The sequence below is a fragment of the Ruegeria sp. H6 genome (genome assembly GCF_056532975.1).
In genome coordinates, this window is record NZ_JBQFOA010000014.1 from 43,701 (window position 1) to 56,439 (window position 12,739).

Below are 12,739 nucleotides of genomic sequence, written 5' to 3' on the forward strand. Positions count from 1 at the left end.
CCGTTCAGCGACCAAACACGTTGTTTGGTGTCCAGGTGATGCGATCACCCTTTTTGCCAGATTTCATCATCAGACAAGACGTGCCGTATTTCTGGAAATAGGTGATCTTGACCGGATACCATCCCGCCTGGGGCACCTCGACCTCGGTCCGTTGATTGGCCTCACATCCCTGTCGGCCATTCACATATCCGATCTGTTGGCCCCCGACCCACGCATCGATGCCATCATTCGACCAGGTCTCAAGCTCATAAACACCGGGCGAGTCGAACTTCATATACCCGGTGATTTCCGCGGCCACGTTGAAGGCTTCGTTAAAGGTCAGAACCGGGTCGCCTTCGTTCGTGTCGCGATAGTCCAAACCACGCAAGGGCGCGCCCGGCTTGGCCTTCTTGATCAGGTAACCCACTTTCGAAAGGTTCTGGATTTTGCGCGGCGGGTTCCCTTCCCACGCATATTTTACGTTCAACCCCGCCTTCGGAGAAGGTTGCGGGCTGGCAGGCTGTAACTTGAGCGGAGCGCTGATCGCGGCCCCCGCAACAAAGGCCAAGGCGGTTGCGAATGCGCCGATCCGGGCAAATTTCATGGTCGTCTCCCTGTGTCTGCGTCTGTCTGGGCGGTTCATGCCGCCTCTTCGACTGCTAGGTGGTAAGACTAGGCCGTGAAAATTAACCCTGCAAGACAGTTAAAGATCACAATTTACACCTCACGCCCTGAGATCCTTGGGCGACCCCATCACCACATATGAGGTAATCGAGGTGACATGCGGCAGTGTTCCCAGCACTTCGGTGTGGAAGGTTTTGTAAGACGGCAGGTCCGCGCATTCCACGCGCAGCAGGTATTCGATCGTCCCGGTAATGTTGTGACATTCAACAACCTCGGGCGACTCCTGCAGTGCACGTTCAAAGCCTTCCTGTGCGGCTTTCGTGTGCTCTCCGAGCCCGACGCCGATATAGGCCACAAAGCCAACCCCCATCGCCGCAGGGTTCAGAACCGCGCGATAGCCCGTGATGACCCCGCTGCGTTCCAGCTCTTGCACCCGCCGCAGGCAGGCAGAGGGCGACAGGCCGACACGGTCCGCAAGGTCGAGGTTGCTGATCCGACCATCACGAGACAACTCACGCAATATATCTTGGTTTTTCTGATCGAAGATCGTCATAAGTTGCGAGATTAATCGTAACTCGCACAAAAACGCAATTTCATTTGCCCGTTTTCAAGAGATTGTTCGGTCATGACTTATGAAATTCTGTTCGCCCTTGTCACGTTCGCCTTCGTGTCCTCGATCACGCCGGGGCCGAACAATCTTATGCTAATGGCGTCCGGTGCGAACTTTGGCTTTCGCAGGACAATCCCCCATATGCTGGGAATCGGCCTGGGCTTTACTTTCATGGTGCTGCTGGTTGGTGCCGGGTTGGTTCAGGTGTTTGACCAGTTTCCCCTCAGCTACACAGTGCTTAAGGGCGCGTCCATTTTGTATCTACTGTATCTGGCCTGGAAGGTTGCACATGCAGCCCCGGCACATGGGCAAGAGGCGACAGGGCGTCCGATGACCTTTCTGCAGGCCGCCGCTTTTCAGTGGGTGAACCCAAAGGCCTGGGCGATGGCGCTGACGGCCAACACCGCATATGCGCCGGAACACACACTCAACACCATCGTTATCGTCGCAGTCATATTTGGCGCGATCAATCTGCCCTCGGTCAGCACGTGGACCATTCTGGGACAGCAAATGGCGCGGTTTCTGACAAATCCGCGCCGGTTGGTCATATTCAACTGGACAATGGCCGCATTGCTCGTGGCGTCCCTCTATCCTGTGCTTTGGCCGACCTGAGTTACCGAAGCGGCAGGCAGATCTCGGTCAGCAGGTCTTCGGGCGCTGTGTTGCGCGGATCATTCAGATAGATCTCATAGCAGGGCTGGTCTGCCGGTTCCTCGCCGGATTCGGGCAACCAATTGCCGAACAGGCTGTGATAGGCGGCATGGATACCCGAATATGGCCCTTTGTAGGTCAAAACCGCAGTTTTGCCGCCGGGAATACTGAGGTCTTCCAGATCCTCCGGCACAGCTTCGCCGCAAAACTCAGCACCGGCATAGCTGCGCAACTCATCTTCGGGCACGTCTTCGGGACTGTCGAGATAAATGCCGATGACTGGTCCCATTTGCGGCCGCAGCTGGCGCGATTCGACCAAAGCACTAAAGACCTCAAAGCTTTTGCCTATTTCGGAATAACTGCCCTTGTGAGGTACGGCGACGATACGGCGCTTGGGCTCGGTGCGGGTTGTCACGGGATGCATGGGATATCCTCCGGTTCTAAAATGTGGGGTGGCCGGTAGAAACTGCCCGGCCGCACGAAACGCGGTGGGGCTCAGGCCGTAGGCCTCGGAAAAGGCCCGCGCAAAGGAATTCTGGTTGGGATAACCGATGCCTTCCGCAATCTTCGACAGCGGCTGTTCTGTTTGCACCAGCCAGCTTGCAGCGCGGTGCAATCTGATCCGGCGCACGGCTTGCGCGCAGGTCTCGCCTGTTATGGCGCGAAACACCCGATGCCAGTGAAACCGCGACATGGCCGCGACATCTGCCAAAGCGTCCAGCGACAGATCCCCGGCGGGGTTGTCATGGATATAAGACAGGACACGCAACACGCGATCTTCGTAATGGGTTGCCATCGGCATGCTTCCTTCTTCCTTGCCTTCTCGGGGTCGCACATTTCCCATCCACAAATCTTGCTGAGTTGCATCCCGGGCGACCTTTGGTCATATAGCAGAGAACTTCTGCATTAAGAGGCGTCATGACCCAGTATCTGGATTTCGAAAAACCGCTGGCCGAGATCGAAGGCAAGGCCGAAGAATTGCGTGCCCTGGCCCGTGCCAACGAAGAGATGGACGTGGCCGAGGAAGCCGCGGCGCTGGATGCCAAGGCGTCAAAACTGTTGGATGAGCTGTATGCCGATCTGACCCCGTGGCGGAAATGCCAGGTGGCCCGCCATCCGGAACGCCCCCATTGCAATGACTATGTGGATGCCCTGTTCACCGAATTCACGCCGCTGGCCGGGGATCGCAACTTTGCGGATGATCTTGCGGTGATTGGTGGCCTGGCCCGGTTCGACGACCAGCCTGTGATGGTGATCGGTCATGAAAAGGGATCAGACACCAAATCGCGGATCGAGCGTAACTTTGGCATGGCCCGCCCCGAAGGCTATCGCAAAGCCGTGCGCCTGATGGAAATGGCGGGTCGATTTGGCCTGCCTGTGATCACTCTGATCGACACGGCCGGTGCGTATCCGGGCAAAGGCGCCGAAGAACGCGGCCAGTCCGAGGCTATCGCGCGTTCGACTGAGATGTGCCTGAAAATCGGTGTGCCGCTGGTGTCGGTCATTATCGGCGAAGGTGGTTCCGGTGGAGCGGTTGCCTTTGCCACGGCCAACCGCGTGGCGATGTTGGAACACTCGGTCTACTCGGTGATCTCACCCGAAGGCTGCGCCTCGATCCTTTGGAAGGATGCCGAGAAGATGCGCGAAGCGGCCGAAGCGCTGCGCCTGACCGCACAGGACCTATACAAGCTGGGCGTTTGCGATCGTATCATCACCGAACCCAAAGGCGGCGCGCACCGCGATCGCCCGGCCGCCGTGGAATCGGTACGGGCAGCCATCGCCGCGATGCTGAAAGAGCTGGACGGAAAGGACGGGGCGGCCCTGATCAAGGACCGCCGCCAGAAATTCCTGGATCTTGGCACCAAAGGGTTGGCTGCCTGATCGGTCAGCCCCCCAGGGCACGTAACAATGCAACCGATGGTGTGCCGGTCACCGGCATACCATTTGCCCGCTGGTAAGACGTAATCGCCGCCTGGGAATTCTTACCGATCACACCATCCGCGCCTTGCGTATCGTAACCGGCAGACGTCAGGCGGCGCTGCAATTCTTTGCGGTCTTCAAGCGTCAGGCCGTTTTCATCCGGCCCGAATGAGGCCTGGAACGGCCCGCCTCCGGCGATCCGATCCGACAGGTGCCCGACGCCAATCGCGTAACTGTCCGAGTTGTTGTAGCGCTTGATGACCTGAAAGTTGCGGAACACCGCGATCTTCGGGCCCGGCACTTGCGGCTGCAAAACGGCGACGGGGGTGCCCGAAACGGTCCCGGCTTCGCCGCCCCACGGCTGACCCCGCACCCACCCCGCGCGCGACAGGTACGCGGCGGTTGAGGCCAGCGAATCCGTGGGATCCTCGGACCAGATATCGCGGCGCCCGTCCCCGGTGAAATCCACCGCATAGGCTAGGTAAGAGGTCGGGATGAATTGCGTATGCCCCATGGCCCCGGCCCAGCTGCCGGTCATGTTATCGGGGCTCGTGTCGCCATTCTGGATGATCTTCATCGCCGCAATCAGTTGGCTTTCAAAGAACTGACCGCGCCGCCCGTCATAGGCCAGCGTCGACAGGGCGGACACCACCGGCACATCCCCCCGGCGCGCGCCATAGCGGCTTTCAAGCCCCCAGACGGCAACCACAACTTCTTTGTCGACACCGTATTGGGATTCTATCTGCGTCAGCACCGCGCCGTGCTTTTGCAGCATCTGCCGGCCTGTACTGATACGCTCGTCCGAGGCAGCGATGGCCAGATAGTCTTCCAGCGAGCGCTTGAATTCGACCTGATTGCGATCGCGTTCGATAACACCGGGCAAATAGCCCGCACCCCTGAACGCGCGATCAATCGTGGGCTGGGAAATGCCTTGCGACGCCGCGCGCCCTTTGAAACTGGCAACCCATGCGTCCCATCCCGCGTTAGGTACCGACCGCATCCGTGAGGCAGGCGCATTTGTCGGCGCGCTTCCCCCGGAACAGGCGGCAAGCACCGAGGCCCCAAGCCCCATTGAAAAGGTTCTTCTGCTTATCATGGCTGAAATCTGCTCTTGTTGTGATTTGCAACAAGACTACCGCATGCCGCAGGTTCAAACCAGTGTCCGCGCAGCCGCTGTACCGCTGAATTCCGTGTTGGCAGGATGTCGCCTACGAAACCAGCAGCCGTAACCCCTGGGTCACGTCGGACCGCACCGCAAGCCGTAGCCCGGGCTCGTCCCCGGCCTTGAGCGCGGCGATGATCAGCTTGTGATAATGCGGCGGTTCAGTCCGACGCAGACGGCCATAAAGCGTGCGCATCGTGGGCCCAAGCTGCAACCAAACCGTCTCGGCAATGGCCAGCATCGCCGGGGCCTGCGCGCGCAGATACAGAGTGCGGTGGAACTCAAGATTGGCGCGGATATATCCCACCGCATCTCGCTTCGTGACCATTTCCGCCACGGCCATATTGATGCTTTGCAATCGGTCGATCAGGGCAATATGCGCCCGCGGCAAGGCACGGCTGGCCAATTCGACCTCGATCAATGCCCGCAAGGCGGCAAGTTCTTCGATCCGGTCGTTGCTGAGTTCCGGTGTCGAGACACGTCCCGACGAGGACAGCGTCAGCGCACCTTCGGCTGCCAGCCGGCGAACCGCCTCGCGCGCCGGTGTCATTGACACCCCGAACTCCTTCCCGATGCCGCGCAGGGTCAGCGCATGGCCCGGGGCGATTTCTCCATGCAGAATTCGCGACCGTAACGCACGGTAGACCTTGTCATGTGTGGCGGTCTGAGAGTCGGTTGAACGTGTGGCCTGCATCCGCCCATGTGATCACAAAATCCCGCGCCGTCAACCGGGCGAGGCCTCGAACCGATACCGGTGCAGCTCGGCGCCGTTGTCGCGCAACCAGCGGCGGGGCTCTTTGTAGGGGCCAAAGACCTCCTCTACCTTTGCCCAGAACGCGGCCGAGTGGTTCATCTCGATCAGATGCGCAACCTCATGCGCGGCCACGTAATGCAAAACCTCGGGCGGCGCCAGAATAAGCCGCCACGAGAACATCAACCCGCCCGCCGAACTGCATGATCCCCAGCGTGATCGTGTATCGCGCATCGTGAGCGTCGCGTATTCGCGCCCCAGCATTGCGGCATAATCATCGCAGGCCTCGGTCAGCCGGTCGCGGGCCAGTTCTTTCAGAAACCGCGCCAGACGCCGCGCCTCGGACCCTGCCGGAACGCCAACCTCGTCGGTGCGCAAAACCACTCGTCGCCCGGTTTGCGAAACGATTCGCCGCATCCTACCTTCGACGGGAATGCTTTGCCCGATCTGGACCACTGCCGTCTCTGGGCGCACGTCCAAATGCCCCCTGATCCAATCCTCTTTCTGACGGGCAAAATCCAGGGCATCCCGCTCGGCCACTCCGTTGGGATAGGTCAGCGTAACTCGCCCGTCCAATTGGGAAATCCGCAGGCTGATGCGCCGGGCCCGGGTAGATTTGCGCAATGTCAGCGGCACCGGAGGTGTTCCTGGCAATGCGTGTCGCCCCATACCGTGTTCTCCTGTGCGCAAAGGCTTTGACAGTACCCGCCGCATATGGCAGGTGACCTGAATCATTGATGAGATTCACCTGATATCAAGGGGATTTGATATGCCCAAGGAAGAATGGGGCGTAAAGCGCGTTTGCCCGACAACAGGCAAGCGGTTTTATGACCTGAACAAGGACCCGATCGTCAGCCCCTATACCGGCGAGATCGTAGAGCTGGATACCGGCAAAAGCCGCATGATCGCAGCGGATGCGGAGGATGCGGCATCGGTCAAGGCACGCGAAGCGTCGTCGGATGAGGATATCGTTCTGGACGACGATGACGACAACGTTGATGTTGAGCTGGACGATGATCTGCTGGACGATGATGACGACAACGACAACGTGTCGCTGGACGATATCAAGGACATGTCGTCCGAAGACGAGAACTGATCGGTCAGAGGCGGCCCTGCCCGCCTCACCCATCCGTCCCGACCGGGTCGGGAAACTTTTGCCGGATTGCGTTTTAGGACTTGCGTTAACCTGCGCCGTCTCATAAACGTCCGTCCACCGCCAAGGCGGTACCTGCATGGGGCCTTAGCTCAGTTGGGAGAGCGCTTGCATGGCATGCAAGAGGTCAGGGGTTCGACTCCCCTAGGCTCCACCATCCTTCCAATATAGCCATAGAAACAAGTAACTTCATGGTTTTAAAGGAGTTTTCCAAGGGACTGTTACAGCGAGGTGTTACAGTGAGGACTCTTGAGAAGATGCCTGGACACCCCCGTCTGTACCGCCGTGGATCAACCTATTATCACCGTGCAGCCGTCCCGAAGGACATTGCTGACTCTTACGGTAAGGTCGAAGAAACCTTCTCTCTACGCACCAAAAACAGGGCTGAGGCTCTCGTTAGGGTCCGTATCGAAGCAGCCCGCATTGACCGCCTATTTGAGGAACACCGGAGAGCGCTGAGCAGGCAACAGGAGAAGGGTGCAGAGGCTCCTCTGGAAGAACTCACCCCAATCCAGATTGCGCGGGCGAAACAAGCGTATCTGCATCACCTCTTGGATGAGGACGAAGAGGTTCGGTTAGAAGGCTTCGAGGACCCGGACGATCCAGACGAACCTATTGTCTATGAACCGCGTCCAGCCTTCGAGGAATGGCAACAGGTCAACGAAGATATGGATGAGGTTAACCGCGCCAACCTCGCTCGAGGTAAACGCGATGAGTTCTTCCGGTCGGAGGCCGAAGAGGTTCTCACCTGGGAAGGCGTTGACCTGAAACTCGCCGATGGTTCCCCAAGTTGGCCAAGGTTGATCAGGGCGCTCCAAGAGGCGTCTGTGGAAGCACATGAGGCGACCAAGGAAAGAGACCTTGGCAACCCGGTTGCCACCCCACCCTACCCTGAGGCTAAGCTAAGTGAAACAGATGCATCATGGGGAGACGGCCAGAGCCGTTCAACCTTAACCTAGAGGGAACCACATAGGTTCCCTCATTTCTTGTATTAGGGCCGCACAACTCATTGCTTCGCTCTTTCGAAGGCGGCAACTACATGTCCGCTTTGAGCCCAAACTTCCAGATGCTGAGTTCCGCACGAAGGTCCGTATCCAAGCGAGGGACAAAAAAGAGCCAAAATCAAACTGTTCTTTTAGGGCTTCGGGTCTCGAGCACTTTGGTCCCCTTATTCAAGAAGAAGAACCCAAGGAAAAATCGCGCTCGCTACTCCAATGCCAAAAAACAACCAACCAGCAGCAGTTATGAAACCGCTTGAGGGGTGGTTTTCGTGATTTGAAATAAAATTTGACCCCGCGCCGCAAAAGGCAAGGGGCGAAACTGCAAAGATTGCGGAAATCAAAATGGCGACTGTCTGGAAAATGATGCTTCGTTCATATCCTAGTGGGGTTTCCGGAAATGTCGGACTCATAGATAGCATAAGAAAAGCTGCCCCGGTTCCTCCAAGTATTCCTAGCCCCCAATGCATGAAATTCGACTTATGTTCAGTTTTGCCCCGAAAATCCAGAAGCTGAGAATGGAACTCAGGAATGCACAATAGTATGAGCGCAGCCGCACCCGCGAAAAGTGCTATCACGTTCCACAAAAAAATTTCAGCTGAATATCCGATCAAAGCGCTCGAGACCGTGACCTGGACAAGCCCAGGGATCAAATACTCAATGATCTTTTTCATATAAGCACTTCTATGGAGCAGAATCCCAATGCAGAGAATTGCTGCTTGGTTTGGGAAAATCAAGACAGCTAACAGGGCTCTTTCCGGACAGGTTCCGCATCGCATAGGGATGCCAACCCCATACGTTTTTGTCACCCGCGCCAAACTAGCTCTTAAAAGCACAAGTCAGGCGTAACCGTGAGTTGTTCCCGGTGAATGCTGGTGGTGCAACTGTACGAGTGAAGCGCAGGACGTTCGAGGATTTGCTTGAAGACGGTCGTTGAGTGGACGCTGAGGGGGGGCAAGACGGCTCCTCCCTTTTTCAGCCAATCACCAAAGCAGCTAAGAAACCTGAATGCGAATGGAAGATGTTTATGTGAACGGCTTTTTTGTATAAATTGACTCAGCGGAATTCCATGCGCAAATTTAACATTACGAACGCTGATTTCAGCTCAAGTTTTTTTAGGGTCATACAGCGAAGCGTTGCAGAGGATTGGAACAAGAGATGTCTTGGGTCGAAAGTGTTTCTAGCTGGAAACCAGACGAACTTGTTGGGCTTGGTAGTTTTGTTCTGGCAATAGTTGTTGCTATTGGTAGTACTGCTGGTTGGATTATCGACAGGGTCAGAAAGAACTCAGCGCTAGCGGATGTAACAGGACGGCTCGAGGCAATCCTGAACAACAAACTTGGCGTTGCAACCCAAGAGATAGAACGTTTCATTCAGCGGTGCAAAGATGATATCGCGCTGATAGAGAAAGAAATATCTGATCTTGAGTACCGCTTGATGAGGCTGTTGGATAGAATACAGCATCTGAGCGAACGTGACGGGATTCCACCTGTTTACCTCTCAACTTTGGAAGGTGACAAACACACCATTGAAGTTGAGCTATCTAAACTTCGTGCCAAACTCGCAGAGATTGATGCGCGTAAATCACTTGCTGAAAAAACAGTATCGTCTTTGGGTGAAGTCAAATTGAGTGAAGCTTCTCAACAAGACGAAGTCGAAGCAATCCTTTATGAAGTTCAAGAAAACACCGCAGAAGCTGAGAAATTTACAGCGCTAGGTCGAGTTGAGGTCAATTCTCATGAGCACGCTCGTATCTTGCGACTAGAACGCGAAATTGACGACAATTACTACGAACGTTCAATTGGGAAGGATGAAAGGAGTGAACGTTCTGTGGAGAGAGCAGACAGATCGACGCGTCGATCTGCAACCAAAACAACAAAGAGCGGCAAAAAGGTGATGTACCGCTCTATGTGAGATGCAAATTGACGAGCTAGCTTTAAGTACGGAATTGCTCTGATGACTGGTTTGGAATCACATGAACGTGTACGGAAACACTCGCGCTGAAAGACCTGGGTTGACCAAGCAAACATCGATTTGGCGCTACCGTCCGATAGAGCGATTCATTGAGGAGATCACCAGTGGCGATACATATCTTCGCAGGTCAGACAAGCTCGACGATCAGGTCGAAGGAGCGCTGATGCCCGTTGAGGCAAGGGGTCTTTCTGCGTTGACAAGAGGTGCATCAAGCAACGAGTTGTTTGGACAGGATCGGAAACGTACTTACATTCAATGTTGGCAGATCGCTGATTTTGAAGATGTCGCCATGTGGGAGCGCTATACCGGCAAATCCGGTGGCGTGGCCATAACCACCAGCGTCCAGAAACTGCGCGATCACTACTACGTTCACCTCAAGAGTAGCGACGTCTTTGACTCATATATTCGCGCTACCTTTGTTGACTACATTGACGCCGAGAACCATTTCGATTTGTTTGAATCCCTAAGCATGGAGAAGTTCCTCAGAAAACGCCGTGAGTATCAAGCTGAAAGGGAATTTCGAGTCATTTACCAATTGACTCCTAAGATTCCGAACGGAGATGGAACTTCCGAATACGATCATGATTTCCACTTTGAGAGCGGGGTTTTTTTGAAGATCGACCACGCATCTATGATCGATAGATTTGTTTTGTCACCCGGCTTGCCTGCATCCGCCTAATTGATGGTTCAAAAGGCACTCTCGGAAAGAGGTCTTGAGCATCGACTATCTAGTTCTTCCCTCGAAAACAGTCCTGAAAGATGACGCCTCCAATCTAAAGAAACAATTAGCTCTATACTGTGAACATCAAAAACTCGAGATGCGCGGCAGGTGAGTGTTACAGTCGGTTGTTACAACGCAAGAATTCAAGTATCCTTAAGCTACTGATTTTATTGAAACCTATCACCTCAGGATCGCATCCCCTAGGCTCCACCAAAATACCTTGATTTTGTTAAAAGAATTCAAGCACTCAAAATCCTGCCCCCCAATTGCCCCCCGGAATTTCGCCGCTGTAAGCAGTTTCTCCTATCACCTGCGCGATACCAAACCGAGTCGGATTGTCGCACCCCACCGGCCACCCGGACGCAGCGCAATTTTGTTTATACCCCACGCAAACCGAGCTCGGGGTATCTGGACTTATTGTCGATCACGTCAGACGGGGCGAGAGCGAAAATCTTGTGGGATGCTTATGAAGAGCACAAAATCAGACAACAAAGAGTCAATACTTCTTACTTTCTGCAATCCACCGAATGTCTGCTGCGTTAGTACATCGAGGGTCAATGTATTCAGACAGTCGTAAGCTTGCGTTCGCCACTGAGGCGTTTTCGAGGATTTCCTGAAAGTGTGACGTTGAGAGGACTTGTAAGGAGCCGACTTTGTTCCTTCATACTTTGGCTTTCATTACCGCCCACCTTTGTGCTCCGTCCTCCCGGAGCATGTAGTTTAATGACCGCTTTGAGCCCTTTGTGTCCGGCTCATGTGGTGCGGAGGCTCATCTCAAACCCCCGGGCGCAGAAGCCCGGGGATCGCGTCGGGGCGGCCGATCATGGACGCAGCATTGGTTTTTCGGTTAACGCATCCCAGCCGTCTTCTTGTGTTCGCGCGGCCTGTAGGCTGTCCCAAACCTCTGCCACAAAGGGGTCAACCGCAGCCATTTCGGAGACAAGCGCGTCCCAGGCTACGCGGAGGCTGTCCAGAGTCTCGGGGCTGTAAAGGCGGACCTCCACGCCCTGTTCTGCCATTTGCGCGACGGCGGCGGCTTGTGAGTATTCCATCCGCAGGACCGAACGCATCGCGTTGGTTCTGGCCGCCATGTCGATAATCGTGCGCTGGCTGTCTGTCAGGCCGTCCCAAACGTCGCGGTTGATGATCAGCTCAATCATCGTCGAGGGTTGGTGCCAGCCGGGGAAGTAGTAGAAAGAAGCCACGTCCGGAAAATTCAGCGCAAGATCCACCTGGGGAAAGCTGAACTCGGTCCCGTCGATGGTGCCACTTTCAAGCGATGGAAAGATCTCTCCGCCTGCTATCAGCACGGTATCCGCACCGAGGCTTGCCAGCACTTCCGAGGCCAGCCCCGTCCAACGCAACTTGAGCCCTGCAAAATCTTCGGCCCCTTCGATGGGTGTGTTGAACCAACCGCCCGATTCCATGCCGGTGAATGTTACTGGCATAGTCACGAGGTCAAAGCCCGCATCGTCATACATGCGCTGATTGAGCTCGAGCCCGCCGCCTTCGTAGAACCAAGCCATATAATCGAGCACCTGCGGCCCGAACGGCATCGACGTGAAAAACGACGCAACGGGCAAGGACCCATGAAGGTAGGCTGCAGCGGTATAGCCCGCTTCGATCTTGCCGTCAGAGACCGCCTTTTGAATGTCGAACGGCGAGACAATCGTGCCAGGTTCCACCAGCTCGATCTGGATCGTCCCGCCGGAGGCTGCCTCGACGTCTGCTTCGAACTGCCGGATCGTGTTGACGATCGGAAGGCTGGTCGGGAAAGCCGATTGCAGGGCGATTGTGACATCCTGCGCAAGGCTCGGCCCAGTCATGGCCACAAAGGATAAGGCAGCTAGGGCCAGTTTGGTCATCATTATCATGGTTTCCTCCCGGGCTGTTGCGTTGGTGTTTTAGATCGCGCTTTTTTTTGTGCGCCAGATGGTTTCGAAATGTGGATCGAAGCTGCCCCCACTATCCGTGAACTTACACGTATTCGTTCGAGATCAAACTGAAGCTTTGTCCGCAATTGATACGTTCAAACAAATTGCATCGAACGTCTGCTATGAGGCGCACAGCTTCAATTTACCGGCGAAAATAGTCCCGACCGTAGAACACTAGCAATTGGGAAAACCTGCTGATGGCTTAAGACTAAACTAATGCTCCAATTAACTTTGATGTCGGAGAGTCTTTGTCGTTGGTCTT

At 55.5% G+C, this 12,739-nt stretch carries 14 protein-coding genes and 1 tRNA gene; 7 read left to right on the forward strand and 8 right to left on the reverse strand.

The annotated features are described in order from the left end of the window. Window positions 1-4: 4 nt before the first annotated feature. Window positions 5-583 carry a PA14 domain-containing protein gene (locus tag ACR0AG_RS18820; protein WP_480841785.1) on the reverse strand — a complete coding sequence of 193 codons (579 nt, stop codon included), beginning with the start codon at window positions 581-583 and terminating at the stop codon, window positions 5-7. Window positions 584-703: 120 nt separating this feature from the next. Beyond that, window positions 704-1,156 (reverse strand): Lrp/AsnC family transcriptional regulator, encoded by a 453-nt coding sequence (locus tag ACR0AG_RS18825; RefSeq protein WP_480841787.1) that lies wholly within the window; start codon window positions 1,154-1,156, stop codon window positions 704-706. A 72-nt stretch (window positions 1,157-1,228) separates the two neighbouring features. Between ACR0AG_RS18825 and ACR0AG_RS18830 the strand changes: the two genes are divergently transcribed. Continuing rightward, complete coding sequence (locus ACR0AG_RS18830; RefSeq protein ID WP_480841789.1) at window positions 1,229-1,825, forward strand: LysE family translocator; 597 nt, start codon at window positions 1,229-1,231, stop codon at window positions 1,823-1,825. Between the two features lies 1 nt (window position 1,826). Here ACR0AG_RS18830 and ACR0AG_RS18835 read toward each other — a convergent pair whose 3' ends face one another. After that, window positions 1,827-2,660 carry an AraC family transcriptional regulator gene (locus tag ACR0AG_RS18835; protein WP_480841791.1) on the reverse strand — a complete coding sequence of 278 codons (834 nt, stop codon included), beginning with the start codon at window positions 2,658-2,660 and terminating at the stop codon, window positions 1,827-1,829. A gap of 122 nt (window positions 2,661-2,782) precedes the next feature. Here ACR0AG_RS18835 and ACR0AG_RS18840 point away from each other — a divergent pair, with 122 nt between their 5' ends. Further along, window positions 2,783-3,745: an acetyl-CoA carboxylase carboxyltransferase subunit alpha gene (locus ACR0AG_RS18840; RefSeq protein ID WP_480841794.1), complete on the forward strand. Its 963-nt coding sequence runs from the start codon at window positions 2,783-2,785 to the stop codon at window positions 3,743-3,745. Window positions 3,746-3,749: 4 nt separating this feature from the next. Here the strand turns inward: ACR0AG_RS18840 and ACR0AG_RS18845 are convergent, their stop codons facing one another. The 3 genes from ACR0AG_RS18845 to ACR0AG_RS18855 all read right to left on the reverse strand — a co-directional run bounded on the left by ACR0AG_RS18845 (window position 3,750) and on the right by ACR0AG_RS18855 (window position 6,366). Further along, window positions 3,750-4,880: a lytic murein transglycosylase gene (locus ACR0AG_RS18845; RefSeq protein ID WP_480841796.1), complete on the reverse strand. Its 1,131-nt coding sequence runs from the start codon at window positions 4,878-4,880 to the stop codon at window positions 3,750-3,752. 112 nt (window positions 4,881-4,992) lie between these two features. Beyond that, window positions 4,993-5,640, reverse strand: a complete 648-nt coding sequence (locus ACR0AG_RS18850) for a GntR family transcriptional regulator (RefSeq protein ID WP_480841798.1) — start codon at window positions 5,638-5,640, stop codon at window positions 4,993-4,995. 30 nt (window positions 5,641-5,670) lie between these two features. Next, entirely contained in the window at window positions 5,671-6,366 is a 696-nt protein-coding gene (locus tag ACR0AG_RS18855) for a M48 family metallopeptidase (RefSeq protein ID WP_480841800.1), read from the reverse strand. Window positions 6,367-6,466: 100 nt separating this feature from the next. Between ACR0AG_RS18855 and ACR0AG_RS18860 the strand changes: the two genes are divergently transcribed. From ACR0AG_RS18860 to ACR0AG_RS18870, 3 genes are all read left to right on the forward strand, one after another. Then, complete coding sequence (locus ACR0AG_RS18860) at window positions 6,467-6,793, forward strand: TIGR02300 family protein (RefSeq protein ID WP_480841802.1); 327 nt, start codon at window positions 6,467-6,469, stop codon at window positions 6,791-6,793. Between the two features lie 138 nt (window positions 6,794-6,931). After that, window positions 6,932-7,007: transfer RNA gene (locus ACR0AG_RS18865), tRNA-Ala, on the forward strand. Window positions 7,008-7,041: 34 nt separating this feature from the next. After that, window positions 7,042-7,809 carry a DUF6538 domain-containing protein gene (locus ACR0AG_RS18870; protein ID WP_480841804.1) on the forward strand — a complete coding sequence of 256 codons (768 nt, stop codon included), beginning with the start codon at window positions 7,042-7,044 and terminating at the stop codon, window positions 7,807-7,809. 209 nt (window positions 7,810-8,018) lie between these two features. Here ACR0AG_RS18870 and ACR0AG_RS18875 read toward each other — a convergent pair whose 3' ends face one another. Then, a complete protein-coding gene (locus ACR0AG_RS18875) occupies window positions 8,019-8,522 on the reverse strand; it encodes a hypothetical protein (protein WP_480841806.1) in 504 nt (167 codons plus the stop codon). 484 nt (window positions 8,523-9,006) lie between these two features. Between ACR0AG_RS18875 and ACR0AG_RS18880 the strand changes: the two genes are divergently transcribed. Both ACR0AG_RS18880 and ACR0AG_RS18885 read left to right on the forward strand, forming a co-directional pair. Further along, window positions 9,007-9,762 (forward strand): hypothetical protein, encoded by a 756-nt coding sequence (locus ACR0AG_RS18880; protein WP_480841808.1) that lies wholly within the window; start codon window positions 9,007-9,009, stop codon window positions 9,760-9,762. A 61-nt stretch (window positions 9,763-9,823) separates the two neighbouring features. Next, window positions 9,824-10,501: a DUF2971 domain-containing protein gene (locus ACR0AG_RS18885; protein ID WP_480841810.1), complete on the forward strand. Its 678-nt coding sequence runs from the start codon at window positions 9,824-9,826 to the stop codon at window positions 10,499-10,501. Window positions 10,502-11,364: 863 nt separating this feature from the next. Here the strand turns inward: ACR0AG_RS18885 and ACR0AG_RS18890 are convergent. Then, a complete protein-coding gene (locus ACR0AG_RS18890) occupies window positions 11,365-12,417 on the reverse strand; it encodes a TRAP transporter substrate-binding protein (protein ID WP_480841812.1) in 1,053 nt (350 codons plus the stop codon). Window positions 12,418-12,739: the final 322 nt, after the last annotated feature.

What these genes read in the sequence shown, in the direction of transcription:
- ACR0AG_RS18820 (WP_480841785.1), bottom strand. Translation starts at nt 583, where the DNA reads ATGAAATTTGCCCGGATCGGCGCATTCGCAACCGCCTTGGCCTTTGTT.
- ACR0AG_RS18825 (WP_480841787.1), bottom strand. Translation starts at nt 1,156, where the DNA reads ATGACGATCTTCGATCAGAAAAACCAAGATATATTGCGTGAGTTGTCT.
- ACR0AG_RS18830 (WP_480841789.1), top strand. Translation starts at nt 1,229, where the DNA reads ATGACTTATGAAATTCTGTTCGCCCTTGTCACGTTCGCCTTCGTGTCC.
- ACR0AG_RS18835 (WP_480841791.1), bottom strand. Translation starts at nt 2,660, where the DNA reads ATGGCAACCCATTACGAAGATCGCGTGTTGCGTGTCCTGTCTTATATC.
- ACR0AG_RS18840 (WP_480841794.1), top strand. Translation starts at nt 2,783, where the DNA reads ATGACCCAGTATCTGGATTTCGAAAAACCGCTGGCCGAGATCGAAGGC.
- ACR0AG_RS18845 (WP_480841796.1), bottom strand. Translation starts at nt 4,880, where the DNA reads ATGATAAGCAGAAGAACCTTTTCAATGGGGCTTGGGGCCTCGGTGCTT.
- ACR0AG_RS18850 (WP_480841798.1), bottom strand. Translation starts at nt 5,640, where the DNA reads ATGCAGGCCACACGTTCAACCGACTCTCAGACCGCCACACATGACAAG.
- ACR0AG_RS18855 (WP_480841800.1), bottom strand. Translation starts at nt 6,366, where the DNA reads ATGGGGCGACACGCATTGCCAGGAACACCTCCGGTGCCGCTGACATTG.
- ACR0AG_RS18860 (WP_480841802.1), top strand. Translation starts at nt 6,467, where the DNA reads ATGCCCAAGGAAGAATGGGGCGTAAAGCGCGTTTGCCCGACAACAGGC.
- ACR0AG_RS18870 (WP_480841804.1), top strand. Translation starts at nt 7,042, where the DNA reads ATGGTTTTAAAGGAGTTTTCCAAGGGACTGTTACAGCGAGGTGTTACA.
- ACR0AG_RS18875 (WP_480841806.1), bottom strand. Translation starts at nt 8,522, where the DNA reads ATGAAAAAGATCATTGAGTATTTGATCCCTGGGCTTGTCCAGGTCACG.
- ACR0AG_RS18880 (WP_480841808.1), top strand. Translation starts at nt 9,007, where the DNA reads ATGTCTTGGGTCGAAAGTGTTTCTAGCTGGAAACCAGACGAACTTGTT.
- ACR0AG_RS18885 (WP_480841810.1), top strand. Translation starts at nt 9,824, where the DNA reads ATGAACGTGTACGGAAACACTCGCGCTGAAAGACCTGGGTTGACCAAG.
- ACR0AG_RS18890 (WP_480841812.1), bottom strand. Translation starts at nt 12,417, where the DNA reads ATGATAATGATGACCAAACTGGCCCTAGCTGCCTTATCCTTTGTGGCC.